Source organism: Pseudoxanthomonas sp. LjRoot143, assembly GCF_964252945.1.
Taxonomy (GTDB): Bacteria; Pseudomonadota; Gammaproteobacteria; order Xanthomonadales; family Xanthomonadaceae; genus Pseudoxanthomonas_A.
In genome coordinates, this window is sequence record NZ_CAXUPM020000001.1 from 51,645 (window position 1) to 77,593 (window position 25,949).

A 25,949-nucleotide genomic window follows, 5' to 3' on the forward strand; every position below is an offset into this window, starting at 1 on the left:
AAAGTTGACAACGCTGTCAATCGCGCGTCCAATGCGCCCCAATGCGAGAGGCGAAGGGGTCCTCGCACACGTACACCAACGCCATTCGTGAATTTCCGGAGAGGGGAAAGTCCATGAAGCAAGTGCAATCCGTTCCAAGGAAGCGGGTGCTGACATCCGCATTGTTGCTGGCGCTCGCCGGCCCCGCCTGGGCGCAGCAAGCAGAGCCGCAGAGTGCAAGTCCGGCACCGGCCGCCGCCGAGCAATCGGATCCCACCGAACTCGACACGATCGTCGTCACCGGTATCCGGGCCAGCCTCGAGTCGTCGATGAACCTCAAGCGCGATGCGCAGGGTGTCGTCGATGGCATCGTCGCCGAGGACATCGGCAAGTTCCCGGACACCAACCTCGCCGAATCGCTGCAGCGCATCAGCGGCGTGTCCATCGACCGCACGCCCAGCGGTGAAGGCTCGAAGGTCACGGTGCGTGGCATCGGTCCCGACCACAATCTGGTGCTCCTCAACGGCCGCCAGATGCCTGGCGCGCTGTTGAACGGCTTCTCCGCTTCCAACTCGCGTGCGTTCGATTTCGCCAACCTTGCGTCGGAAGCGGTGTCGGCCATCGAGGTCTACAAGACCGGCTTGGCCTCCAATCCGACCGGCGGCATCGGCGCGACCATCAACATCAAGACGGCGCGACCGCTGGAGAGCGGACCGCTGGCGAACGTGGGCGTCAAGACCGTCCATGACACGTCCAACGGCAACCTGCCCAAGATCATGCAGGGCGACGACTGGACCGGCGAAATGTCGGGCATCTTCAGCCAGACGTTCGCGGACGGGAAGTTCGGTATCGCTGTCAACGGCAGCTACCAGGAACGCGACAGCGGCTTCAGCCAGGTCGGTGTGACGGCTGGCTGGCGTACCCACTTCGGTGGCGAGGGTGGCTGGGGTGCCATCGCGCCGGGGACGCCGGGCAATGCCAACCTGCCGGGCCCGAACGATCTGTACTCGGTGCCGCAGAATCTCAACTACAGCGTCAATGGCATCTCACGCCAGCGCACCAACGGGCAGGTGACCCTGCAGTGGGCGCCGACGGACCGCATCACCACGACGCTGGATTACACGTACTCCGAGAACAAGATCCAACAGCGCCGCAACGAGATGTCGGTGTGGTTCAACTTCGTCGGCCAGGAGAGCGAGTGGACCAATGGTCCGGCTGCCGGCCCGATCTTCTATCGTGAAAACATCCCGTGCACGGGCGTACAGAACGCCAACGGCACCTACGAGGGATGCAGCGACCTGGCCATGGCGGGCGGTATCAGCGCGACCAAGGCCGAGAACGAGTCGGTCGGCTTCAACGTGGAGTGGGAAGTGTCGGATGCGCTGGACCTGGCGTTCGATTACCACCGCTCCACCGCCGAGCTCACGCCGGACAGCGAGTGGGGTTCGCAGGGCAACATCGGCACTGCATCGTGGGTCCGTGGCGACACGACGGTCTACTTCGACGGCGAACTGCCGATCCTCAGCTACGAGCTGGCGCCAGGTGTCACCGGCATCCACCCGTCGCAGGCCCGCCCGACCGGCCGCCAGTTCGTGAATGGCTATTCGCGCGGTGAGGTCGATCAGGGCCAGCTGAGCGGTACCTTCAAGTTCGGCGATTACTCCGACCTGAAGTTCGGCGTGGCCAATACCGAGGTCAAGAACCGGACCGCATGGGGTATCAACGAGAATGCGGACTGGGGCGGAATCGGCCTTGCGTCCGACTTCGACGACAGCCTCTGGCAGGTCGACGACATGGCGCGCTACTTCGATGCGTTCCCCGGCTACAACGATCCTCGTTTCAGCAGCCAGTTCCTCGTCTTCGACTACGAGCGCATGCGTCAGGCCGTGGGCAACTTCACGGGCAGGCCGGACCTGGCCCGTCGCCCCGACGACTACAACCGTGCCGACCTGCGCACCACCGAGAAGACGCGCAGCGCCTACCTGCAGTACAGCACCAGCTGGCAGACGCGCATTCCGATCAACCTCGCCGTGGGCGTGCGCTACGAGAAGACCGAGATCGAATCCGGCGCGCAGGTGGATACCCCGGTCCTCGTGCGCTGGGTGGCGGACAACGAGTTCTTCACCGACATGGGCGCCAAGTCGTTCACCACCATGACGGGCGAGTACGACTACTGGTTGCCGAACGTCGACGCCAGCTTCGAACTGACCGAAGACATGGTGCTGCGCGCGAGCTATGGCCACTCGCTGGGCCGTCCCGGCTGGCAGGATATCCAGGGCGGACAGACCGTCAGCCCGCTGTTGCGCGTCAACGGCGGCAGTGGCAACTCGGGTAATCCGAACCTGAAGCCGCTGCTGTCCAAGAACATCGACCTGTCGTACGAGTGGTACTACAGCGAGGCCAGCTACTTCTCGGTCGGGTACTACCGCAAGAACATCTCCAACTACATCGATCCCGGTGCAGGTTCCTTCCAGGACACGTTGTTCAGCCTGCCCACGCCGGTGGGTGGTGCGTACTGGAACGCCGCCCTCGGCGCCGGTGGCTGCGGTGCCGCGGACGTGGGCTGCATCCGCCAGTACATCTTCGACAACTTCGATGGCCAACCGGGCGTGGACAGCACGGCGGGGTCGAACGGCGAAATCACCGGCATCGCCGGCGATCCGCTGGTGGTCTACAACGTCACCATCCCGGGCAACGCGGGCTCGCACAAGCTCAACGGTTTCGAGCTGAGCGTGCAGCACATGTTCGGCGACAGCGGTTTCGGTCTGGCGGCCAACTACACCATCGTCGACAGCGATAGCCTGTCGTACGACAACAATGCCAAGGGGCCGCAGCAGGTGCTTGTCGGCCTGAGCGACTCGGCCAACCTGGTGGGTTTCTACGACAAGGGGCCGTGGCAGGTGCGTCTGGCGTACAACTGGCGCGATCAGTTCCTGAACTCCCAGTACGACGGCGACGCGGCGGATATCGCCAAGCGGAATCCCGTGTACGTCGAGGAATACGGCCAGTGGGATCTGAGCGTCGGCTACAAGTTCAGCGACAACTTCACGGTGCAGTTCGAGGGGGTCAACCTCACGGATGAAACCATGCGGCTCAGCGAGCGCAACAAGAACATCCTGTTCTACGGCACGCAGACCGGCCCGCGCTACATGCTCGGTTTCCGCTACAACTTCCGCTGACGTTCGACGGCTTGCCAGATCCGCCAGGATCCGGGCAGCATCGCCAAAGCCGCTGGTCTCCAGCGGCTTTGGTTTTGGAGCGGGTTCCACGGAGCCCGCCGGAGCGAGCGTAGAAGCGAGGTGGCGGCATGGATCATCCTGTCAGGCATGTAGTCATCCTCGGCGGCGGTTCCGCGGGTTGGCTCACGGCGGCCGTGCTGGCGGCCGAGCACCAGACGGCGTTGGATACCGGATTGCGGATCACGCTGATCGAATCGCCAGAGGTGGCGACGGTGGGCGTGGGCGAGGGCACGTGGCCGACCATGCGCGATACCTTGCGCAGGACCGGTGTCAGCGAGACCGACTTCATCCGCGAGTGCGATGCGGCCTTCAAGCAGGGCTCCAAGTTCGTCCGCTGGCGCGAAGAGGTCGACGGCGACTACTACCACCATCCGTTCGTGTTGCCGCCGGGTTTCCTGGAGACCCATCTGGCCACCGGCTGGATGGCGCACCGCGACGTGCCCTTCAGCATGCTGACCTGCTTCCAGGCGCATCTGTGCGAGGCAGGGAAGTCGCCCAAGCAGTTCGCCACGCCCGAGTGGGCTTCCGTGGCCAACTACGCCTACCACCTGGATGCCGCGAAGCTCGGGGTGTTCCTGCGCCGGCATTGCGTCGAAAAGCTCGGCGTACGCCATGTGGCCGACCACATGGTCGGGGTGGAAACGCACGAGAACGGTGACATCGCGGCCCTGCGGACGCGCGAGCACGGGGCGATCGAAGGCGATCTGTTCGTGGACTGCAGTGGCATGCGCGCGCTGCTGATCGGCCAGCACTACGGCGTCGAGATCGAGTCGCAGAAGGACGTGCTGTTCAACGACCGCGCCATCGCGACACGGGTGCCCTACGCCGATCCCGGTGTGGAGATCGCTTGCCAGACGATCTCGACGGCTCAGGAAGCCGGCTGGATCTGGGACATCGGGCTGCAGAGCCGGCGCGGCATCGGCCATGTCTATTCCAGCACGCATACGACCGACGAGGCCGCGGAGGCCGCGTTGCGCCGCTACATCGTGGCGACGGGCGGCCGCGAACAGGACATCGAGTCGCTGCCGAAGATCGTGATCCGTCCCGGCTTCCGGCGGGGAGCCTGGCACCGGAACTGCGTGGCCATCGGATTGTCCAGCGGTTTCATGGAGCCGCTGGAAGCGTCGTCGCTGGTCATGGTGGAACTCGCCGCGGGGATGCTCGCCGACCAGATGCCCGCCACGCGCGCTGCCGTGGACATCGTCGCCAAACGCTACAACGACACGTTCAGCTACCGCTGGGATCGCATCGTCGACTTCCTGAAGTTGCATTACGTACTGAGCAAGCGCGACGACAGCGCGTACTGGCGCGACAACCGCAGGCCGGAAACGATACCGGAGCGACTGCGTGACCTGCTCGAGTTCTGGCGCCACCAGCCGCCTTCGCGCTACGACCTCAACCGGGTGGAGGAAGTGTTCCCTTCGGCGAGCTACCAGTTCATCCTCTACGGCATGGGGTTCACGCCGGATACCCGGCCGACCACACGGCGTATGGATAACGTCCGCCACGCCGAAGAATACTTCCGCCAATCCGCAGACATCGCAAGGAAGATGCTGGCGGCATTGCCCGGGCATCGCGAGATGCTCGATCATGTGATGACGCGCGGAATGCCGCGCATCTAGGACAACCGAACGATGCCCCGACACGCCCAGGTCAACAACATCGACCACAAGGACCTGAAAGTCGACACCCGGCGCAGCGCTGCGCTGGGTGATGATGTCGGCTTTGCCGCCACGTTCCCGGCCGAGTTCCGCGACCTGCAGGCCTGCTATCCCATCGTGTTCCGCAAGGATGCCCATGGGGTGCTGTCTCCGATCGCCCTGCTCGGGTTCGAGGAAGGACGCAACCTCTTCCTCGACGGCGAGCGCTGGGATGCGCACTACTTGCCGCTTGCGATCGAGCGGCAGCCCTTCCTGATCGGGAGGAACGGCGACGAGTTGACGGTGCATATCGATCTGGACCACCCCCGGGTAGGCCGCACCGATGGCGAGCCATTGTTCCGCGAGCACGGCGGCAACACCGAGTACCTTGACCGTACCGCCTCGGTGCTTCTCACCCTGCACAACGGACTGGAGCGCGTCCCCGCGTTCGTCGGCGCCCTGCTTGAGCTCGACCTGCTGGAATCCTTCGCGCTCGACGTGGAGCTAGACGACGGTTCGCTCAACCGGCTGGCCGGCTACTACACGATCAACGAAGACCGTCTGCGTGGCCTCGATGCCGCGGCATTGGGTCGACTGCACGCCGCGGGCCATCTGGAACCGGTCTTCATGGCCGTGGCATCGATCTCGAACTTCCGTGCCCTGATCGACAGGATGAACCGGAGCCGTGCTGGCGGGCGCTGAGCCAATCCGGGAGCAGCGCGGCGATGTGCCCGGCGCGCTGGCAGCGGCGTTGCAGGCATCATCGGGACCGACGGTGCTTCGCGGTCTGGTCGGGCATTGGCCCATGGTCGCGGCGGCGCGCGAATCGATGCAGGCCGCCGTCGCCTACCTGCATGGCTTCACGCGGGCGGACGCGCCGCCGGTCGTCGCGACGGTCGCAGCGCCCGAGGCCGGTGGCCGGGTGTTCTACAACGGCGACCTGAGCGGTTTCAATTTCCGCCAGGAACAGATTCCCCTGCGCACGGTGCTGGACACGCTGCTCAAGTACGCGGGGCATCCCTTGCCCCCCATGATCTACGTCGCGTCGACGACGATCGATACCTGGCTGCCGGGCTTCAGCGACGACAACGGCCTGTCCCTGGGCGAGCGCGATCCGCTGGCCAGTATCTGGATCGGCAACCGTACCCGCATTGCCGCGCACCAGGATGTCCCCGACAACATCGCCTGCGTGGTGGCGGGGCGTCGCCGCGTCACCCTGTTTCCGCCGGACCAGTTGCGCAACCTGTACATCGGGCCGCTGGATTTCACGCCGGCCGGGCAGGCGATCAGCCTGGTCGATTTCGCCGCCCCCGACCTGGACCGTTTCCCGCGCTTCGCCGAGGCGATGCGACACGCGCAGGTGGCCGAACTCGAACCCGGAGACGCGGTGCTGATCCCCAGCATGTGGTGGCACCACATGGAAGGGCTGGAACCGTTCAACGTACTGGTCAACTACTGGTGGCGCGACGTGCCGGACTGGATGGACACGCCGATGAACGTGCTCATGTACGCGCTGATGACTCTCCGCGATCTTCCGCCGCATGAGCGCGAGACCTGGAAGGACGTGTTCCGCCATTACGTGTTCGAAGCCGACGCCGATACCGCCGCCCACATCCCCGGACAGGCGCGCGGTCTGCTCTCGCCGCTCGACGAAACGCGCGCCCGCGATCTCCGCGCGCGCCTGCTCAAACGCATCAACCGCTGATTACAGAACGCCGAGGACCCCGCATGTGAGCAACTCCACCCACGACATCCCCGGCCGACCTGTGAAACGCGTTGTCATCGCTGGCGGCGGCACGGCCGGCTGGATGGCCGCAGCCGCGATCTCCAAGGTGCTGGGCAACACGCTCGATATCACCCTGGTGGAGTCCGAAGAGATCGGCACGGTGGGCGTGGGCGAAGCCACCGTGCCGACCCTGCAGAGCTTCCATCAGATGATCGGCATCAACGAACAGGAATTCATGGCGGCGGTGCAGGGCACGATCAAGCTGGGTATCTCATTCGAGAACTGGCTGGACATCGGTGATCGCTACGTCCACTCGTTCAACACGACCAGCAATGACCAGCGAACCGCCGGCTTCCAGCACTTCTGGTTGCGCGGGCGCAAGGACGGTGTCGCCAGTGGCTACGAGGATTACTGCCTCGAGTTGAAGGCCGCGCTCGCGGATCGTTTCGCTCACCTGCCGCGTAGCGGCATGAATTACGCGTACCACATGGATGCCAGCCTGTACGCGAAGTTCCTGAGGCAGATGAGTGAACGCTATGGCGCGCGGCGCGTGGAAGGCAAGATCGCCGATGTGGTGATGGACGCGGCATCGGGCGACATCGCTGCGCTGAGAATGGAAGACGGCACGACCATCGAAGGCGACTTCTTCATCGACTGCACGGGGTTCCGCGCGCTGCTGATCGGCAAGACGCTGGGCGTGGGGTTCGAAGACTGGTCGCACTGGCTGGTCAACGACAGCGCGCTGGCCACGCAGACCACCGCCGTGCGCGATGCGGTGCCGTACACGCGTGCGATCGCGTGGACCGCGGGCTGGCAATGGCGCATCCCGCTGCAGCATCGGGTGGGCAACGGCATCGTCTACGCCAGTCGTTTCACCACCGATGAGGAAGCCCGCGCCCATTTTCTGTCGACCATCGAAGGCGAGGTCATCAAACAGCCCTGGCCCGTGCGCTTCCAGCCGGGCCGGCGTGAGCGCTGCTGGGAAAAGAACTGCGTGGCGCTGGGGCTGGCCGGCAGTTTCGTCGAGCCGCTCGAATCGACCACGATCCACCTGATCCAGCGTGGCATCACCCATCTGCTGCAGAACTTCCCGCAGGTGGTCACGCCTGGCGCCATCGCGCAGTACAACGCGCAGCTGGACTCGGAGTTGCAGCACGTGCGTGATTTCGTGGTGCTGCATTACGCGTTGAGCAACCGCCGGGACACGCCGTACTGGGAGTACATGGCAAACATGGAATTGCCGCCCAGCCTGCAACATCGCATCGACCTGTTCAGAGAGACCGGCAACGTATTCCATGTGCCGGGCGAGTTGTTCGGCGCCAACTCGTGGGTCCAGGTGATGATGGGTCAGGGCGTCCTGCCGAAGCGCTACCACCCGACGGCGGACGTGTTGTCGCCGGACGACCTGAAGCGGTTCCTCGACGGCATCCGCCACGACGTGCTCGCGAACGTGCAGCGGATGCCGGCACACATGGATTACCTGCGCAGTTATTGCCCCGCGCCCAAACCCTGACCCGCGCCGCCGCCGGCATGGCCTATGCTGACGGCATGAGAGACGCAAGGCTCGAGGATTTCGTGGCGACGCATCGCCGCCTGTTCGTGCTGACTGGCGCCGGATGCAGCACCGCGTCCGGCATTCCGGACTACCGGGACGAACAGGGCGCGTGGAAGCGCACGCCGCCGGTGACGTACCAGGCCTTCGTCGGCGATGAGGCGACGCGCCAGCGCTACTGGGCGCGCAGTCTGCTCGGTTGGCCACGCATTGCCGGGGCGCGACCGAATACGGCGCATCGCGCGCTGGCGGCACTGGAGGCGCAGGGTCGCAGCGAGTTGCTGCTGACGCAGAATGTCGACGGCCTGCATCAGGCGGCCGGCAGCGAGGCGGTGATCGATCTGCACGGCCGCCTCGACGGCGTGGTCTGCCTGGCGTGTGGCGCCACGTCCGCGCGTGCGCGGCTCCAGTTCCGGCTCGCCGAGGCCAACCCGGACTGGCTGCATCTGGATGCGGGGACCGCGCCGGATGGTGACGCCGACCTTGAAGCGAGCGACTTCGGCGCGTTCCAGGTGCCGGCCTGCGAAGCCTGCGGGGGCATGCTCAAGCCGGATGTGGTGTTTTTCGGCGAGAACGTGCCTCGCGTGCGGGTCGAGACGGCGATGGCAAGGCTGGCCCATTCCGACGCGATGCTGGTGGTCGGCTCGTCGCTGATGGTCTACTCGGGGCTGCGTTTCGTGCATGCTGCGGTGCGGCTCGGTCTGCCCGTGGCCGCGGTCAGCCTCGGACGCACGCGTGGGGACGATCTGCTGAGGTTCCGGGTGGCCGCGCCGTGCGGCGATGCGCTCGCCTTCCTGCTCGAACGCGAGGTACTCACTCCGCCGGCGGTTGCAGGCTGACCCAGCGCTCCAGCGAGTGCGGCGACAGCGGGCGCGAAACGTAGTAGCCCTGCAGCAGGTCGCAGTTGAGCGAGGCCAGCACGGCGCGTTGCGCGGCATTCTCCACGCCTTCCGCAACCACCTTCAACGACAGGCTTTCGCCGATGCGCAGGATGGATGTCGTCAGTGCGCGTGCGGATTCGCTGTGTTCGAGATCACGGACGAAGCTCATGTCCAGCTTCAGCTCGCTGATCGGCAGGCGATGCAGATGGCTGAGGCTGGAATAGCCGGTGCCGAAATCGTCGATCGACAGGCTTACGCCCATCCGGTGGATCGCATCGATGTTGGCCAGCACTTCCGGCTTCTGCGCCAGCATGACGCTTTCGGTCACTTCGACCATCAGTTCGTCGGGCGACAGGCCGCACTTGCCCAGTACGTTGCCGATGAAGGTGGGCAGGTCCTGCTGTTCGAAATTGATCGCCGACAGGTTGACCGACACGCGCGGCACGGGCACGCCGCGGCGGCGCCAGTCGGCCATCTGCGTGCAGGCTTCCTCCAGCGTCCAGCGGCCCAGTTCGTCGATCAGACCGCATTCCTCGGCCATCGGAACGAAGGTCGCCGGCGAAATCTCACCGATCTCCGGGTGCCGCCAGCGCAGCAGCGCCTCGACGCCATGCAGGCTTGCATCCTCGTCCAGCGCGACCTGCGGTTGGTAGTGCAGCCGCAGCTGGCCGCTGCGCACGGCCTCGCGCAGCGCATTCTCCAGCGCCAGGCGCTCCTGCATCGCCTGGTTCATTTCCAGGCTGTAGAACACGATGCGCCCGCCACCTTCGGATTTGGCGCGGTACATGGCGATGTCGGCGTGCCTGACCAGCGAATCGACGTCCCACCCATCGGCGGGGAACATCGCCACGCCCACGCTGGCCTGCGGGGTCAGCATCATCCGGCCGGCGTTGACCGGCTCCGACAGGCGGGCCATCAGGCGGTCGGCGAGGTTGGCGGCTTCCTCCGCCGTGCGGTCGGGGACCGCGAGCACGAATTCGTCGCCCGCCAGCCGCGCCACCACGTCGCCCTCGCGCAGTTCGTTGCCCAGGCGCTTCGCCAGCTCGCGCAGCAGTGCATCGCCTGCGGTGTGCCCCTGGGTGTCGTTGACGATCTTGAAGCGGTCGATGTCGACGAACAGCAACGCCACCTGGCTGTCGCGTCGCGCCGCACCCAGCAGCATCTGCTCGACCTTGCTGTTGAACAGCGCCCGATTGGGCAGGCCGGTCAGCGTGTCGAAGAACGACAGCTGGTGCATGCGGGCGCGGGCGCGCTCGCGCTCCATCGCCAGGGCGCACAGGTGCAGGCAGACATCGACCACCCGCAGGTGGAACTCGTCCGGCGCGCGGTTTTCCCAGTAGTACAGCGCGAACGTGCCGAGCACGCGGCCATCGTTGCCCTTGACCGGACTGGACCAGCAGGCACGGATGCCGAGGGCGAGGAATGGTGCGTTGTGCGACTGCCAGCGCGGGTCGCGCTCGATATCCCGGCATTCGACCGGCTGCCCGCTCCATGCGGCGGAGCCGCAGGCACCGACCATCGGCCCGGCCAGCTCGCCGTCGATCAGGGAGGCGATGTGGTCGGGAAGGCTGGGCGATGCCAGCGGACGCAGGCGGCCGTAGTCGTCGACGCCGATCACCGAGGCCACGGCTTCCGGCATGACCTTTTCGACTTCACGGCAGATCAGCGTCAGCACGTCCTGCAGCGGCTGCTCGCGGACGATCGCGCCGAGCACCTTGCGGTGCATTTCCTCGTGCAGCTTGCTGTGGGTGATGTCGGTGTAGACGCCGAGCAGGTAGCGGACGTTGCGCTCGGGATCGAAGACCGGGTTCACCACCGCCGAGATCCACAGCGGCACGCCGTTCTTGGCGTACACCAGCAGCTCCGTGCGGTAGCCCTGCTGGGTGTGCAGCTGTCCGCGTACCCATTCGACCGTTTCGGGGTCGGTGTGCGGGCCCGCGAGGAAATCGCTGGGCCGGTGGCCGAGCGCGTCTTCCAGCGTGTAGCCGAACATGCGCGTGAAGCCCTGGTTGATCCAGGTGATGCGCGCGGCGTCGTCGCAGACGACGATGGCGTTGTCGCTGTGGTCGATGACCCATGACACGTCGGGCTCGCCATCGGCGATATACGAAGGCATGGCGATGGCAGTAGGCCTCACGGTCGGTTCTTCCCCAAAAGAACGGTTGCCGCCAGATGGACCGGGTTCGCCACGGCATTCCCTGCTAGCCGCCCCCGAGACAGGGCAATACGTTGCGGTATTGCCCATGATCGCCGCACTTTACCTGAAGTCCTCCGTCGCGCGGGTGATGGGCGCGTGTGCAAACGCTTCCAGGTTTTCGCCGGCATGGGGCACCCGCGTGCCGGCGGCCACGGGCCCGCGATGCCCGTTCCAGGGGCGAAGACCCCGAGGATGCACCGGCAGGAGGCAAGACCCCTGACGCACCGCCGTCATGAACACCGCCTAGGCTTGCCGCCCGCAAGACAGGGGCGAGCATGAAAGCGATGTGGAAATGGATGTGGGTGGGGAGCGTGCTGTGCATGACGGCATGCGGGGCCGGTTCGCCGCCCGCGGCCGGTTCGGAGGGGCAGGCATCGTCCGCAGGTGCGGCGGATACCAGCGCCGGACCCGTGCCGGCGACCTCGTATGAGCGCGCCACGCGCGCCCTGTCCCAGCGCCGGATGCTGTCGCCCGCCGGCGACAACGCGGTGGAGCACTATCTCGCCGCCCGCGCGGAGGCGACGGAGCATGCGCGCGCGCAGGCGGCACTGGCCGAACTGCAGCCCTACGTGCTGATCGCTGCGGAGCAGGCCATCGCACGCGGCGATGCGCAGGAAGCCTCGCGCTTGCAGGGCCTGATCGAACGCATCGATGCGCGCGCGCCTGCACTGCCACGGTTGGCGATGGAGGTCGCCGCGCTGGCGCGCGAGCAGGCTGCGCAGGTCGCCCCTGCCGCGGTGGCGCCGCCGGCCGTCGTGGTGCCGACAGCGGCAGTGCCCGCGCCCGCGCGCGGCGCGGGAACGTCCGTCGCGGCGCCGGCGACCATCACGCCGGTCGTGACCGAGCCTGTGCCTGCCGCAGCGCCATCGCCCGCACCCGCACCCGCACCCGCACCCGCGGTCGTGGCGCAGGACGCGCCGATACCAGCCGGCGCGCCTGCCGTGGCACCTCGCGTCGCGCAGGGCGCCCGCGCACCGAGGTTGCTCCAGGATGCGCAGCCACGCTATCCGTTGCCCGCGCTGCGCGCGCGCATCGAGGGCCAGGCGGAAGTGGCCTTTACCGTACAGCCGGACGGCAGCGTCAGGGACGTGCGCCTGCTGTCCTCGACCCCGGGCGGCATGTTCGATGCCTCGGCGCTCGCGGTCGCGCAACGGTGGCGTTTCGAGGCCACGGGCCAGGCGCATGCATCCAGCCGCACGGTGCGGTTCCGTCTGCCTGCCGGAGATGCCGGCGGCGGCTGAGTGGTGTCGGCAAGCATCTGCGGCGAGAATGGTGGCATGACGACTTCTTCCGCTTCCGCCGTGCTCGACACCGTCGAACAGGAAACAGGCCCCGAGCCGCAATGGTCCGTGCTGTGGTTGCACGGGCTGGGCGCCGATGGCCATGACTTCGCGCCGCTCGTGCCAGAGCTCGTACGGCCGGGGTGGCCGGCATTGCGCTTCGTGTTCCCGCACGCACCGGTGCGCGCGGTGACGATCAACAACGGCGTACGCATGCGCGCGTGGTACGACATCGTTGGCATGGATTTCCCCACCCGCGCGGACAGCGCCGGCATCGAGGAGTCCATCGTCCAGGTGGAGGCGCTGATCGCACGCGAGCAGGCCCGCGGCATCCCGCCCGAGCGCCTCCTGCTGGCAGGATTCTCGCAGGGCGGTGCGGTGACCTTGGCGGCCGGCCTGCGCAGACAAGTGCCGCTGGCCGGACTGATCGCGTTGTCGACCTACTTGCCCGGCGCGGCGCAGGCCGGGGCCCGTCTCGCCCAGGCGGCGACCGCGCAGCCCGTTTTCATGGCGCACGGAACGGGCGATCCGGTGATTCCGCTCGTCCATGCCGAACATAGCGCCCGTGTACTGGGCGACCTGGGCTTCGACGTCCAGTGGCACCGCTATCCGATGGCGCACCAGGTGTGCGCGGAGGAAATCCGTGACCTGGGTGACTGGATGGCGCGGCGTTTTGCGTTGTAATTCCCACGCGCCCCCCGGTGGATGACGCATGGCGTCGCCATGGGTACCCTAGGATTCGGGGGATCACGCCAACGTTCACCGAGGACGCCTTTGCCGTGAAAGTGGTCATCGCCGACGACGAATCCCTGGCCCGCGAGCGGTTGCGCGCGCTGCTCGCCGAGCATCCCGGCATCGACGTGGTGGCCGAGGCCGAGAACGGCCTCGATGCGCTGCAGGCGTGTTCGCAACATCGCCCCGACATGGTGCTGCTCGACATCGCCATGCCCGGCGTGGATGGACTGGAAGCGGCCCGCCACCTGGCGGCCTTCGACCCCCGCCCGGCGGTGGTGTTCTGCACGGCCTACGACGAACACGCGCTGTCCGCGTTCGAGGCGGCGGCCATCGATTATCTGATGAAGCCGATCCGGCCCGAACGGCTGGCGGCGGCACTGGAGCGTGCGCGCACCTTCATCGCCGGGCGTGAGAACCATCCGCCCGCGGCTTCGAGCAGCCAGCCGCGCACTCATCTGTGCGCGCGCCTGCGCGGCAGCCTGCGGCTGATCCCGGTCGATGAAGTGCACTACCTGCAGGCCGAGGAGAAGTACGTGGTGGTGCACCACGCCCGCGGCGAGGACCTGATCGAGGAATCGCTGAAGTCGCTGGAGGAAGAGTTCGGTGGACGCTTCGTGCGCATCCATCGCAATTGCCTCGTGGCGCGGCATGAACTCGTCGAGATCAAGCGCGTCGGCGACGGCCACGTGCAGGCCATCCTGCGCCACGGCAAGGTACCTCTCGAGGTCAGCCGCCGTTGCGTGGCTGGCCTGCGCGAGACGGTCAAGGCGCTCTGATCGCCGCGGACGCCGCCCCATGCGGGATAATGCCTGCATGACCACGCTGCGCATCGCCACCCGCAAGAGCCCGCTCGCCCTCTGGCAGAGCGAACACGTCGCCGACCGCCTGCGCGCCGCGCACCCCGGTCTGGTCGTCGAACTGGTGCCGATGAGCACGCGTGGCGACGAAGTGCTGGACCGGTCGCTGGCGGCGATCGGCGGCAAGGGCCTGTTCCTGAAGGAACTGGAGCTGGCCATGTTGCGCGGCGAGGCCGATTGCGCGGTGCATTCGCTCAAGGACGTGCCGATGGAACTGGAGGGGCCGTTCGCCCTGCCGGCCATCCTGACCCGCGCCGATCCCGCCGATGCGTTCGTCTCCACCCTGTACGCCGATGTCGCTGCACTGCCTCAAGGCGCCCGCGTGGGCACGTCGTCGCTGCGCCGACAGGCGCAGTTGCGCGCGCTGCGTCCGGACCTGGAACTGCGTGACCTGCGCGGCAACGTCAACACGCGCCTGGCCAAGTTGGATGCGGGCGAATACGACGCCATCGTCCTGGCCTGTGCCGGCCTGCAGCGGCTCGGCTTCGCATCGCGCATCCGTGCCCGGCTGGATGCGCCGGACTGGCTGCCGGCGCCTGCGCAGGGTGCTGTCGCGGTCGAGTGCCGCGCCGAAGACCCGGACACGCATGCGTTGTTCGCCGTGCTGGACGATGCCGCCACCCGCCTCTGCGTGGAGGCGGAGCGGGCGATGAACCGCGCGCTGCATGGCAGCTGCCATGTTCCCGTCGCTGCATTCGCGCAGCGCGTCGGTGACGATCTCGTGCTGTCGGGGCTGGTGGGATCCGCCGCCGATGGCCAGGTGCTCCGCGCCGAAGCGCGCGGTCCGGCGGCCGACCCCGACGCGCTCGGGCGCCGCGTCGCCGCGCAGCTGCTCGAGCAGGGCGCGGGCGCGTTCCTCGCCTGACAGCCCTTACTTGAAGCGGTAGACCACGTTCATGGTGGTCAGCGTGTCGGTCTTCTTGATGTCGGGCGCCACGTCGCTGTTGTGGCGGGCCTGCCAGCCGGCCTTCAATGCGAGGTGCGAGTTCATCGTCACCGAGACGCCCAGGTCGTTCTGCGCGAACGTGTTGTACTCGCCCGATTCCACCAGCAGCTTGTTGACGATCTCGGTGTTCTCGCTGAGGGCATAGCGCATGTCGATCAGGCCGCGGCCGATGAAGCTGGCTTCGGTGCGTCCATCCACGGTGTCGTGGGCACGGCGGTAGCCGGGACCGACCTGCAGGTCGAGGTGCGCGCGCTCGTTCTCGATCACGCGGTTGCCGTAGCTGAGGCTGACCGACTGCTGCCGGCTATAAGTGCCGAAGTCGTCCTGCTCGTGGCGCACCGAGGTGTTGAGCGTGCCGCGGTCATCCATCATGTAGGCGCTGTTGCCGGTCACCGTGTAGCGATTGGCGGTGGTGCGGCGGTCGCGAACAACGCTGCCGTCCTCTTGCGTGCGCGTGTACTCGGAGCGCGAGTGCAGGCCGAACAGGCTGGCGCTGTGGCGCCAGGCGCCGCCGTCGTTGTAGGTGAGGTCCAGCCGCCCGTTGAAGCTTTCGTTGTTGCTGTTGCCACTGGCGGCCGCGAAGCCCAGTTCGCCGCCACCGGTCAGCGTCGGGGTGGGCGGAGCGGCCGGCGGCGGGGGCGGCACCTCTTCCGGGATCGGGCGCACCGCCAGGGCGACGACCGGCACCGCCATACCCTCCTGCTTGCCAAGTCCCTTGTCCGTCTTGGGCGCATCCACCTTGTCGTTACGCGGCAGAAGGACGTCGGCGGCGTGCGCCTCGATCGTGCCGCCCGCCATGAGGGCAAGGGCGAGCAGGGAAGGGGACATCCGGGCAGGCATGGCGAATCTCGGGGGAGGGAAAGAACTGAAACCGGTTACATGGTAGGGAAGCCCCATCGGTGCGACAACCCAAGTGCTTGTTCCGATTCAGGTTTGCGACATGCATTCTGCCATGCGAGCGGACCTGGATCAGGATCGCCATCACGGTCGGCAGCGCTCCCGGTACTCGCGGAGTTCCCATGCCAGCCGTCGCCGGCCCTCATCGCTGGCATCGGGCAGCAGGCCGTACACATTCTCATGCATCCGGGGGCAGGGATCGGTGGTGTAGTGGGGTCCGCCGAAGAGCAATCCGATCCTTTTTTCGACGGTCCGTTTGGGGGATGTCGGTTCGCGCATGCGGAACCGGCCGCCGTTTGCGCCTCCGGGAAGTGCTGGTGTGCGGCTGGCCGTCAGCCCGGGCTGGAAATCCACCGCCGTTGCTGTTTGCGCCGCCCAGGCCGCGCCTTGCGCCAGGTAGTCGGACGCGCGGGGGGATACCGTGGTCTCGGGAGATGGTTCCCTGGCCACCTGCGATGGCGGCACCCGCTCGGATGGCGGCGATGGACGGTTGTCGGGTGGGGACGTTGTCGCGCGCGCCGGCGGAAGGGACGGTTGCGGCGCGGGCTGCGCCAACTCGATCCAGCGCACCCGCAGCACGGATCGATCATCGCTCCCGTCGGCATGTCGGGCGGGTGTTCGCAGAAGCACCCAGGCCACCGATACATGGATCACCAGCACGATCACGGCCGCAACGGCACGGCTCCGGCTTTCTGCTGACATCCTGTCATCTCCGCATCGTGTGCGCGGAGTCTGTAGAGCCGGAAATGAATATGGAGTTATCCGTCCACGCGCTGATCGTGTGGCCCCGGCGTCCTGCCGGTTGGAGCTTGCACGGGGTGCCCGTGCCGGGGCTCCCGGGCGAGAGCGCCTTGGGTCCGTGCGTTGAGGGCCCCACGGCGGCGAGGACACGCCGCAGCACCAGGCACCGCACGGGCCCAAGGCGCCGTCGGCGCATGTCCCCTGTACCCGTTCCAACGGCGGGCAGGCGATGAAAACGGCCACCCGTCGGTGATAATCCGCGCACGCCCCCTGCCGTGCCGCCCATGGACAAGATCGAACGCATCACCGCCCTGCACCGCATCCTGAAAGCGGCACGCTATCCGGTCACCGTGAAGCGCCTGCAGGAGGAACTGGGCTGTTCGCGCGCCACCGTCTATCGCGACCTGGCCTACCTGCGCGATGCACTGATGGCACCGATCGAGGGCGATGGCGAGGCGGGCTTCCGCTACCACGCCGCCGAAAGCGATCGCTTCGAACTGCCCGGCCTGTGGCTGAGTTCGGAGGAACTGTATGCATTGCTCGCTGCGCAGCAGCTGCTGGTGCGGACCGGTGGCGGCGTACTGTCGGGCGCACTGGCGCCGCTGCAGAAGCGCATCGAAGGCCTGCTGGCCGATCATGCCGGCGTGGACCAGTGGCCGGTCGACCGCGTGCGGGTGATTCCGCACCGCGGACGCAAGCTCGACGAAGCGAGCTTCCGTACCGTCGCCTCCGCCGTGCTGGAGCGCAAGCAACTGCAGTTCGAATACCGCGCGCGCTCCACCGACGAGCGCACCCGGCGCACGGTGTCGCCGCAACGCATCACCCACTACCGCGACAACTGGTACCTGGATGCCTGGGACCACGAACGCAACGGGCTACGCAGCTTCGCCGTCGATCGTGTCGGCAATGCACGGCTGGGCGAAGAGCCGGCGCGCGACCTGCCCAACGAAGAACTGAACCAGCACCTGGCCTCGAGCTACGGCATCTTCTCGGGCGAACCGAAAGGCTGGGCGACGATCCTGTTCAGCGCCAAGGCCGCGCGCTGGGTCGCCGACGAGCAATGGCACTCCAAGCAGCAAGGGCGCCATCTGCCCGATGGTCGCTACGAATTGAAGATCCCTTACAGCGTCTCGCGCGAGCTGCTGATGGACATCCTGCACTACGGTGCCGACGCCGAGATCGTGGAGCCCGCGGTGTTGCGCGAACAGGCGAAGGCGCTGCTGGAGCTGGCGCTGTCGAACTACGAGAAGAAGTAACGCCGTGGTCGTTGTGGGGGCGACATAAGTCGCAAAGCTTTGCGGTTCGCCCCACCTGTCATCGCGACTGACGTCGCTCCCACAGGACGCTGTCCTCTGCCGTTGCCGTCACGGCCCCTTCGGTTCGCCGAATCCGGGCTTGCCCACCTGTTCCGGCACCTGCGGCACACGGACCAGCTGGCGCGCGTTGATGCCGTGGTCGCGGGCGCGCTTCACCAGGTCCTGGTACTGCGCATCCTCCATCACGGTGTCGCGGGCGAGGATCCAGCCCATGTCGCGCCCCGGGTAGTCGACCAGCACCCACGAATAGTCCGGGGCCACCTCGACGATGCGCCACTTCGCCGGCACCACCCCGACGAACCACAACGTCCATTCGCGGTTGCCCGAGTCGCCCTTGACCGAGGCGCGTGCCTCGCGCTGTTCTTCGGGCGCCGCGAAACCTTCACGGTAGTGATAGGTCACGCCCACCTTGTCGGCATCGCGCAGCGCGTACTCGTAGCGTGCCGCCACGTGTCCGCGCTCGGCGAAGTAGGGGATGTGCGCGACCACGTGCCAGGTGCCCATGAGGCGCGGCAGGTCGATGGCATCGGGGGATGCCTGCGCGCCGCCACGGCTGGCGCAACCCGCCGTGAGGCACAGGAGCAGCACCAGCAGGGCGAGACGGAACGTGCGGTAGTGAAACGCGATGGACATGTGGAACTCCTTCCTCCCCGTCTTACCGACACGCGCGTCATCAGGGTGCGAGCAGATGGTAACCGGTGACGTCGCAATCCATGAGATGCGCATGCGCGAGTGTGACGGCGTACTGACATCACACAAGGGAGTCTTTCGCCATGGCCACGTTCTCGATCCAGGATCCGCATGCCGTCCGCCCGGACCGCCCCGATGTTCATCTTGATCGTGTCCTGCGCCGGGCAGTGCTGGCGGGCGTGGCACTGGTGCTGCTGGTGCCGCTGGCGCGGGCCAGCACGGACTGGCTGGGCTGGTTGCCGCTGTGGCTGGTCGGCATGCCGGCCGTGGCGTGGTGGGCGCTGCACCGCTTCCGGCTGCCGACCGGCACTCGCCTGACGGGGGCGGCGCGACGCCGACGCAGCCCGCAGGCGCGGCGGATCCGGGCCCGCACGACAGCCCTGCCGCGGGCGGCCTGACCTTCGGCAGGGGGTGGCCTCCGGGCCTTGTGCTAGCGTGACATGTTCATGAACTGCACCTCCGGAGCCACTCCCGATGCCCAGACTCACCCATGCCTGCCTGGCCGCCGGCCTTGCTGTTGCGGGCGCGCTGTCCGCCCCTGCCCACGCCAAGGAGGCTGACGTGTCCAACGACCCGTATGCCTGGCTGGAAGACGTCGAGGGCCAGAAACAGCTCGACTGGGTGAAGGGGGTCAACGCCAAGGCCGAGGCCGAGATCGCCACGACGCCGGCGTTCCGCGAGCTGGAAGCCGACATCCGCGCCATCCTGGATTCCGACGCCAAGATCCCCGGCGTGCAGAAGATCGGCGACCACTACTACAACTTCTGGAAGGACAAGCAGCACGAGCGCGGCCTGTGGCGCCGCACCACGCTGGCGGAGTACCGCAAGGCCCAGCCGCAGTGGGAGACCGTGCTCGACCTGGATGCGCTGAACAAGGCCGAGGGCAAGAACTGGGTCTGGCACGGCGCCGACTGCCGCAAGCCCGACTACACCCGCTGCCTGATCGCGCTGTCGCGCGGCGGTGCGGATGCCGACGAGACCCGTGAGTTCGACCTGGTCAACAAGAAGTTCCTGACCGACGGCTTCTACCGTCCCGAGGCCAAGGGCGGCCTGGGCTGGAAGGATGCCGACACGGTCTACGTTTACACCGATTTCGGCGCCGGCAGCATGACCAGCTCCGGTTACCCGCGCATCGTCAAGGAATGGAAGCGCGGCACGCCGCTGGACAGCGCCAAGGTGGTCTACGAAGGCAAGCCGGACGACATGTACATCGCGGCGTACCACGACGACACGCCGGGCTTCCAGCGCGATTTCGTCAGCCGCACGCTGGCCTTCTACAACGACGAGATGTACCTGCGCGGCAAGGACGGCACGCTCACCAAGATCGATGCGCCGAACTCGGCCAACAAGGGCGCGTTCCGCGAATGGCTGACGCTGGAACTGCGCGAGCCGTGGACCGTCGAGGGCAAGACCTACGCCGCGGGCTCGCTGCTGGCGGCGAAGTTCGACGATTTCATGGCGGGCAAGCGCTCGTTTGATGTGCTGTTCGAGCCGACCATGACCACGTCGCTCGCCGGCATGTCCGTCACCAAGAACCACGTCGTGCTGAACGTGCTGGACGACGTCAAGAACAAGCTCAGCGTGCTGACGCCGTCGGCGACCGGCTGGAAGCGCGGCGAGTTCGTCGGCGCACCGTCCTTCGGCACCGTCAGCGTCAGCGCGGTGGACGGCGACGACAGCGATGCGGTGTGGATGACCGTCACCGACTACCTGACCCCGACCACGCTGTCGCTGGTCGAGCTGGGCAAGCAGCCCGAGCAGCTGAAGTCGATGCCGGCGTTCTTCGACGCCTCCGGCAAGAAGATCGAGCAGCACTTCGCCACCTCCAAGGACGGCACCAAGATCCCGTACTTCCTGGTGCGCCCGGAAGGCCTGAAGTACGACGGCAGCACGCCGACCCTGCTGTACGGGTACGGCGGCTTCGAGATCTCGATGACGCCGGGCTACTCCGGTGGCGTCGGCAAGGGCTGGCTGGAGAAGGGCGGCGTGTACGCCGTGGCCAACATCCGCGGCGGCGGCGAGTACGGTCCGCGCTGGCATCAGGCGGCGCTGAAGGCCAATCGCCACAAGGCGTACGAGGACTTCGCCGCGGTCGCGCAGGACCTGATCGCGCGCAAGATCACCTCGCCCAAGCACCTGGGCATCCAGGGCGGCAGCAACGGCGGCCTGCTGACCGGCAACATGCTGACCCAGTACCCGGAGCTGTTCGGCGCGGTCGTCGTGCAGGTGCCGCTGCTGGACATGAAGCGCTACAGCCACCTGCTGGCCGGCGCCTCATGGATGGCCGAGTACGGCAATCCCGACACGGCCGACTGGGAATTCATCAAGACCTTCTCGCCATACCACCTGTTCGATGCGAAGAAGGACTATCCCCCCACCCTGTTCATGACCTCGACGCGCGATGACCGCGTGCACCCCGGCCATGCCCGCAAGATGGCCGCGAAGATGCTGGAAGCCGGCAAGGACGTGCGCTACTACGAGAACATCGAGGGCGGCCATGGTGGCGCGGCGAACAATGCCCAGGCCGCGCACATGAGCGCGCTGGCCTACACCTTCCTCTGGCAACAACTGGCCAAGTAAGTCCCCCAGCGCCCCTCCCTTGCGGAGGGGCGCTGCCATTGCATCCCGCATTCCCGGACCCCATCCATGAAGACGACCTCCTTCCTGCTTGCCGCGACCGTCCTGATGAGCACCCCGATCACCTCCGCCCTGGCCGCCAGCGCCACTCCGCCCGACGTGGCCAAGAAGCCGCATGTGGTCAAGGCACCGCACGGCGCCGAGCGCAACGACGAGTACTACTGGTTGCGCGACGACAAGCGCGAGAACAAGGAGATGCTCGCCTACCTCAACGCCGAGAACGCCTACACCGACACGGTGATGGCGCCGCTGAAGCCGCTGGAGGACAAGCTCTACAACGAGGTCGTCGCCCGCATCAAGCAGGATGACGCCAGCGTGCCGTACCGCGAGCGCGGCTGGTGGTACTACGCGCGCTTCGTCACCGGCAAGGACTATCCCGTGCATGCGCGCCGCAAGGACGGCCCGGGCGTGGACGCGGTGTCGATCCAGGCGGCCAACGCCGCTGGCGACTTCGCCGGCGAGCAGGTGCTGCTGGACGTCAATGCGCTGGGCGAGGGCAAGGACTACTACAGCGTCGGCGACTACGAGGTCAGCCAGGACAACCGCCTGCTCGCCTACGCCGACGACACCAACGGCCGTCGCCAGTACACGATCCGCTTCAAGAACCTGGATACCGGCGAGATCCTGCCGGATACCGTGACCAACGCCGAGCCGAACCTGGTCTGGTCCAACGATGGCAGCACGCTGTTCTACGTGGACAAGGACCCGGAAACCCTGCTCAGCAAGCGGGTGAAGTCGCATGTGCTCGGCACGCCGGCTGCCCAGGACAAGCTGGTCTACGAGGAAGAAGACGACAGCTTCTACATGGGCATCGGCCGCACGCGCGACGATCAGTTCATCTGCATCGGCGTGGAAAGCACCGTGTCCTCGGAAATGCGCTGCACGCCGGCCGCCAGTCCGGGCGTGTTCACCGTGCTGGCACCGCGTGAGCGAGACGTCGAGTACCAGGCCGACCACCTGGGCGACCGCTGGGTCATCCGCACGAATGCCGATGGCGCCACCAACTTCAAGGTCGTCACCGCGCCGACCGGTTCGACCTCGCGCAAGGACTGGAAGGACTGGATCGCGCACCGCGACGACGTGTTCGTCGAGGGCATCGAACTGTTCGACGGTTTCAGCGTGGTGTCCGAGCGCGCCAATGCGCTGGAGAGCCTGCGCGTGATCAAGGCCGACGGCAGCAGCGATTACGTCAAAGCCGACGAGTCCGCCTACTCAATGGGCCTGTCAGCCAATCCGGAGACCGGCACCGACTGGCTGCGCTACAGCTACACGTCGATGACCACGCCGGCGACCACCTACGAGATCAATACAAAGACGGGTGAACGCCGCCAGCTGAAGCAGCAGCCCGTGCCGGGCTACGACGCGTCGAAGTACGTGACCGAGCGCGTCTGGGCGCCGGCGCGCGACGGCAAGACGAAGATCCCGGTGACGCTGGTGTACCGCAAGGACGTGGCACGCGACGGCAAGGCGCCGATGCTGCAGTACGCCTACGGCAGCTACGGCTCGTCGATGGACCCGAACTTCAGCATCACCAACATCAGCCTGCTGGACCGCGGCGTGGTGTACGCGCTGGCGCACATCCGTGGCGGGCAGGAGATGGGCCGCACCTGGTACGACGACGGCAAGCTCTACAACAAGATCAACACCTTCACCGACTTCATCGACGTCACCGACTACCTGGTGAAGGAAGGCTATGCGGCCAAGGACCGCGTCGCCGCGATGGGTGGCAGCGCCGGCGGTCTGCTGATGGGCGCGGTGTCGAACATGGCACCGGAGAAATACAAGGTCATCCTGACCCTGGTGCCGTTCGTCGACGTGGTCACCACCATGCTGGACCCCAGCATTCCGCTGACCACCAACGAGTACGACGAGTGGGGCAACCCGGAAGAGAAGGGTTACTACGACTACATCCTGAAGTACTCGCCCTACGACAACCTGCAGGCCAAGGCCTACCCGGCGATGTTCGTCGGCACTGGCCTGTGGGATTCGCAGGTGCAGTACTGGGAGCCGGCCAAGTACGTCGCCCGCCTGCGTGATCTGAACACGAGCAAGGAAACCGTCGTGTTCCGCACCAACATGGAAGCCGGCCACGGCGGCAAGTCGGGCCGATTCCGCCAGTACCGCGAGCGGGCCGAGATGTACGCCTTCATGCTGGACCAGCTGGGCGTGGCGTCGAAGTAGCGGCGCCGGTCGGGAACAGGAAGAGCCGGGGCAACCCGGCTCTTCGCGTTCTGGCAGGGCCGGCCGGGACAGGAGGCTTCAGGTCTGCCCCGCCACGACCGATAACCCGGTGAGTCGTCGGGAGAGGGTGGCAGGTCATGGCAAGGTGGGGCGCGGTGGTCCGATCCGCGCAAATCGTATTTGCGCCGTCCGCCATGGATTTGGGGTACAAGGTCGCCGTGCACGATGCTTCTCCCCCGCCGCCGCGTGACCTGCCCGACGCCCGTCCAGTGCGCTTCCGCTGGGCATGGTGGTTGTTGGCCTACGCCAGCCTCGGCATGGGCATCCTGGGCGTGTTCGTCCCCGGGCTGCCGACCACGGTCTTCATTTTGATCGCCGCCTATGCCGCGTCGCGCGGCTCCGAGCGCCTGCACCGCTATCTGGTCACGCACCCGCGCTTCGGTCCGATGATCCACGACTGGCACCGGCATCGTGCGGTCTCGCGCCGCGCCAAGTGGGCCGCCACATGGACGATGCTGGCCAGTACCGCGGTCCTGCTCGTGGCGATGCTGTGGCTGGGTTCGCACCGCTGGTGGATGGTGGCGCTGCCGATCGCGTGCATGGCCGCCGTGGGTACCTGGCTGTGGCTGCGTCCGGAGCCGCCGCGCGCCGGGTAAACGGCCATCGGCGTTCATCGCGCTGTGGCTATACTCGCGGCATGAATCGGAACGCCCGTCTTGTCCTCGCCGCCGCCCTGATGGCGGTCCTGTCCGCCTGCGGTGCCAAGGGCCCGCTGTTCATGCCGGAGAAGCCGGTCGAAGAGGCGCCTGTCGCGCCCGCCGAGGCCGCACCGGCAAGCAGCGACACGCTGCCTCCGGAACCGCCGATCGATCCCGCCACGGTGCCTGCCACCGACGGGAATGGCTGATCCCTCGCACACGCGGTCCACGGCGATGCGGTTCACCAAGATGCACGGGGCCGGCAACGATTTCGTCGTGCTGGACCTGCGCGACGGCCTGCCGCCACCGGATGCCGCGCTTGCCGCGGCGCTCGCCGACCGTCACCGGGGCGTGGGCTGCGACCAGATCCTGACCATCGAGCCGCCGCGCAGCGCCGGCTCGGTCGCGGCGTACCGCATCTGGAACTCCGATGGCTCGCCGTCGCAGCAGTGCGGCAACGGCGCGCGCTGCGTGGCGGCCTGGCTGGTGCGTGATGGCGCGGCGAACGGCGACACGTTCGAGGTCGACAGTCCGCTGGCCACGCATGCCGTGGAGCGCATCGGCGCACACCGCTATGCCATCGCGATGGGGGTGCCCGAGTTCGTGCCGGCCCGCATCCCGTTGCAGGGGTTCGAGCACGCGCGCGCGGAGTACGACATCGACGTGGACGAAGGGCTGCGCCTGCGTTTCGGCGCGGTGTCGATGGGCAACCCCCATGCCGTCATCGAGGTGCCTTCCGTCGACGGCGCCCCCGTCCACCATTACGGCCCGCTGCTGCAGCGTTCGCGGCACTTCCCGGAGTCGGTCAACGTCGGCTTCGCCGAGGTGGTGGCGCGCGACCGCGTCCGCCTGCGCGTGTACGAGCGTGGCGTGGGTGAAACGCTGGCCTGCGGCAGCGGCGCCTGCGCCGCGGCGGCGGTCCTGATGCACCGCGGCCGGGTGGACCGCGACGTGGCCATCGTGCTGCCGGGCGGCGAGTTGCGCATCCGCTGGCCGTCCGACGACGCGCCGGTCATCATGTCCGGGCCGGCGGCATTCGTATTCGAAGGGGAATGGAAAGCATGAGCGAGACACTGGAAAAACTGGGCGCCCACGACGTCGCGGCGTGGCTGCGGCGGCACCCGACCTTCCTGAAGCAGTTCCCGGACCTGGCGCTGAGCCTGGTCGTGCCGCGCGACGAGGGCCCCACGGCATCCTTGGCCAGCTACCAGCTGGATGTTCTGCGGGACAAGAACCGCGAGCTGTCCCGGCGCCTCGGCGATCTGTTCGCCAATGCGCAGGAGAACGAACGCCTGGCCGTCCGTACGCATCAGCTCGCATTGACGCTGATGAAGCAGGGCTCCGCCGCCGACACCGTGCGGGCGATGGCCGCATCGCTGGCCGAAGACTTCAATGGCGACCGCGTCAGCATCGTGCTGCTCACGCCGGTGGCCGGGCTGGAGGAAAGCGACTGGTTGCAGGTGGTGCCGGCGGACAATCCGCACCTGGCGCCGTTCCGCGACTGCCTGCGCGATGGCGAGCCGATCTGTGGCCGCCTGCAGCCGGAGAAGCACGTGCTGCTGTACGGCGCGCGCGCCGAGGATGTGGCGTCGTCGGCGTTGCTGCCGCTTCCAGGTATCGGCCTGGTCGCCGTCGGCAGCCGCGACGGCAACCGCTTCTATCCCGGCATGGGCACGCTGTTCCTGCGCATGATGGGCGAAACGCTGGTCACGGCGCTGAAGCGGTTCGAGGCCTGATCGCGCGTCGTCATCGGGAAG

The 25,949-nt window shown here is 67.1% G+C and carries 22 protein-coding genes; 18 read left to right on the forward strand and 4 right to left on the reverse strand.

The annotated features are described in order from the left end of the window. The first annotated feature begins 113 nt into the window (after positions 1 to 113). The 6 genes from ACSQ1W_RS00245 to ACSQ1W_RS00270 all read left to right on the forward strand — a co-directional run bounded on the left by ACSQ1W_RS00245 (position 114) and on the right by ACSQ1W_RS00270 (position 8,975). Complete coding sequence (locus ACSQ1W_RS00245; protein WP_436041197.1) at positions 114 to 3,158, forward strand: TonB-dependent receptor; 3,045 nt, start codon at positions 114 to 116, stop codon at positions 3,156 to 3,158. 128 nt (positions 3,159 to 3,286) lie between these two features. Further along, positions 3,287 to 4,840 (forward strand): tryptophan halogenase family protein, encoded by a 1,554-nt coding sequence (locus tag ACSQ1W_RS00250; RefSeq protein WP_436041199.1) that lies wholly within the window; start codon positions 3,287 to 3,289, stop codon positions 4,838 to 4,840. Positions 4,841 to 4,852: 12 nt separating this feature from the next. Beyond that, on the forward strand, positions 4,853 to 5,560 hold the full coding sequence (locus ACSQ1W_RS00255; RefSeq protein WP_192270940.1) for a SapC family protein: 708 nt from the start codon (positions 4,853 to 4,855) through the stop codon (positions 5,558 to 5,560). Further along, positions 5,544 to 6,563, forward strand: a complete 1,020-nt coding sequence (locus ACSQ1W_RS00260; RefSeq protein ID WP_436041201.1) for a cupin-like domain-containing protein — start codon at positions 5,544 to 5,546, stop codon at positions 6,561 to 6,563. The genes ACSQ1W_RS00255 and ACSQ1W_RS00260 overlap by 17 nt, the downstream gene beginning before the upstream one ends. Positions 6,564 to 6,588: 25 nt before the next feature. Next, a complete protein-coding gene (locus ACSQ1W_RS00265; protein WP_436041203.1) occupies positions 6,589 to 8,097 on the forward strand; it encodes a tryptophan halogenase family protein in 1,509 nt (502 codons plus the stop codon). Between the two features lie 17 nt (positions 8,098 to 8,114). Next, positions 8,115 to 8,975, forward strand: coding sequence for an NAD-dependent protein deacetylase (locus ACSQ1W_RS00270; RefSeq protein WP_436041205.1), 861 nt, complete (start codon positions 8,115 to 8,117; stop codon positions 8,973 to 8,975). Here ACSQ1W_RS00270 and ACSQ1W_RS00275 read toward each other — a convergent pair. Continuing rightward, on the reverse strand, positions 8,950 to 11,133 hold the full coding sequence (locus ACSQ1W_RS00275) for a sensor domain-containing protein (RefSeq protein ID WP_436041206.1): 2,184 nt from the start codon (positions 11,131 to 11,133) through the stop codon (positions 8,950 to 8,952). The two genes, ACSQ1W_RS00270 and ACSQ1W_RS00275, sit on opposite strands and share 26 nt — an antisense overlap. 356 nt (positions 11,134 to 11,489) lie before the next feature. On the opposite strand from ACSQ1W_RS00275, the gene ACSQ1W_RS00280 reads away from it, so the two are divergent. From ACSQ1W_RS00280 to hemC, 4 genes are all read left to right on the forward strand, one after another. Next, positions 11,490 to 12,455, forward strand: coding sequence for an energy transducer TonB (locus tag ACSQ1W_RS00280; RefSeq protein WP_436041207.1), 966 nt, complete (start codon positions 11,490 to 11,492; stop codon positions 12,453 to 12,455). A 36-nt stretch (positions 12,456 to 12,491) separates the two neighbouring features. Beyond that, positions 12,492 to 13,178: an alpha/beta hydrolase gene (locus ACSQ1W_RS00285; protein WP_436041208.1), complete on the forward strand. Its 687-nt coding sequence runs from the start codon at positions 12,492 to 12,494 to the stop codon at positions 13,176 to 13,178. A gap of 95 nt (positions 13,179 to 13,273) precedes the next feature. Further along, the gene (locus ACSQ1W_RS00290) at positions 13,274 to 14,005 is read left to right on the forward strand and encodes a response regulator (RefSeq protein ID WP_192270930.1); all 732 of its coding nucleotides are present in this window, start codon (positions 13,274 to 13,276) and stop codon (positions 14,003 to 14,005) included. Between the two features lie 37 nt (positions 14,006 to 14,042). Beyond that, entirely contained in the window at positions 14,043 to 14,951 is a 909-nt protein-coding gene (gene hemC / locus ACSQ1W_RS00295; protein ID WP_192270928.1) for a hydroxymethylbilane synthase, read from the forward strand. Between the two features lie 6 nt (positions 14,952 to 14,957). Here the strand turns inward: hemC and ACSQ1W_RS00300 are convergent, their stop codons facing one another. After that, positions 14,958 to 15,725 (reverse strand): DUF481 domain-containing protein, encoded by a 768-nt coding sequence (locus ACSQ1W_RS00300; RefSeq protein WP_436046030.1) that lies wholly within the window; start codon positions 15,723 to 15,725, stop codon positions 14,958 to 14,960. A gap of 288 nt (positions 15,726 to 16,013) precedes the next feature. After that, positions 16,014 to 16,631 carry a hypothetical protein gene (locus ACSQ1W_RS00305; protein WP_436041209.1) on the reverse strand — a complete coding sequence of 206 codons (618 nt, stop codon included), beginning with the start codon at positions 16,629 to 16,631 and terminating at the stop codon, positions 16,014 to 16,016. A 323-nt stretch (positions 16,632 to 16,954) separates the two neighbouring features. Between ACSQ1W_RS00305 and ACSQ1W_RS00310 the strand changes: the two genes are divergently transcribed. Continuing rightward, entirely contained in the window at positions 16,955 to 17,926 is a 972-nt protein-coding gene (locus ACSQ1W_RS00310; protein WP_192270924.1) for a helix-turn-helix transcriptional regulator, read from the forward strand. A 108-nt stretch (positions 17,927 to 18,034) separates the two neighbouring features. On the opposite strand, the gene ACSQ1W_RS00315 is transcribed toward ACSQ1W_RS00310, so the two are convergent. Further along, complete coding sequence (locus ACSQ1W_RS00315; protein WP_436041210.1) at positions 18,035 to 18,619, reverse strand: lipocalin family protein; 585 nt, start codon at positions 18,617 to 18,619, stop codon at positions 18,035 to 18,037. A gap of 140 nt (positions 18,620 to 18,759) precedes the next feature. Here ACSQ1W_RS00315 and ACSQ1W_RS00320 point away from each other — a divergent pair, with 140 nt between their 5' ends. From ACSQ1W_RS00320 to ACSQ1W_RS00350, 7 genes are all read left to right on the forward strand, one after another. Then, positions 18,760 to 19,074, forward strand: coding sequence for a hypothetical protein (locus tag ACSQ1W_RS00320; RefSeq protein WP_192270922.1), 315 nt, complete (start codon positions 18,760 to 18,762; stop codon positions 19,072 to 19,074). Positions 19,075 to 19,150: 76 nt separating this feature from the next. After that, on the forward strand, positions 19,151 to 21,256 hold the full coding sequence (locus tag ACSQ1W_RS00325; protein ID WP_436041211.1) for a prolyl oligopeptidase family serine peptidase: 2,106 nt from the start codon (positions 19,151 to 19,153) through the stop codon (positions 21,254 to 21,256). A 66-nt stretch (positions 21,257 to 21,322) separates the two neighbouring features. After that, positions 21,323 to 23,494, forward strand: coding sequence for a S9 family peptidase (locus ACSQ1W_RS00330; RefSeq protein WP_436041212.1), 2,172 nt, complete (start codon positions 21,323 to 21,325; stop codon positions 23,492 to 23,494). 317 nt (positions 23,495 to 23,811) lie between these two features. Next, positions 23,812 to 24,150 carry a YbaN family protein gene (locus tag ACSQ1W_RS00335; protein ID WP_436046032.1) on the forward strand — a complete coding sequence of 113 codons (339 nt, stop codon included), beginning with the start codon at positions 23,812 to 23,814 and terminating at the stop codon, positions 24,148 to 24,150. A gap of 41 nt (positions 24,151 to 24,191) precedes the next feature. Then, entirely contained in the window at positions 24,192 to 24,401 is a 210-nt protein-coding gene (gene lptM, locus ACSQ1W_RS00340; protein WP_436041213.1) for an LPS translocon maturation chaperone LptM, read from the forward strand. Continuing rightward, positions 24,394 to 25,257: a diaminopimelate epimerase gene (gene dapF / locus ACSQ1W_RS00345; RefSeq protein WP_436041214.1), complete on the forward strand. Its 864-nt coding sequence runs from the start codon at positions 24,394 to 24,396 to the stop codon at positions 25,255 to 25,257. Before lptM ends, dapF begins: the two co-directional genes overlap by 8 nt. Next, positions 25,254 to 25,928, forward strand: coding sequence for a DUF484 family protein (locus ACSQ1W_RS00350; protein WP_192270913.1), 675 nt, complete (start codon positions 25,254 to 25,256; stop codon positions 25,926 to 25,928). Before dapF ends, ACSQ1W_RS00350 begins: the two co-directional genes overlap by 4 nt. Positions 25,929 to 25,949: the final 21 nt, after the last annotated feature.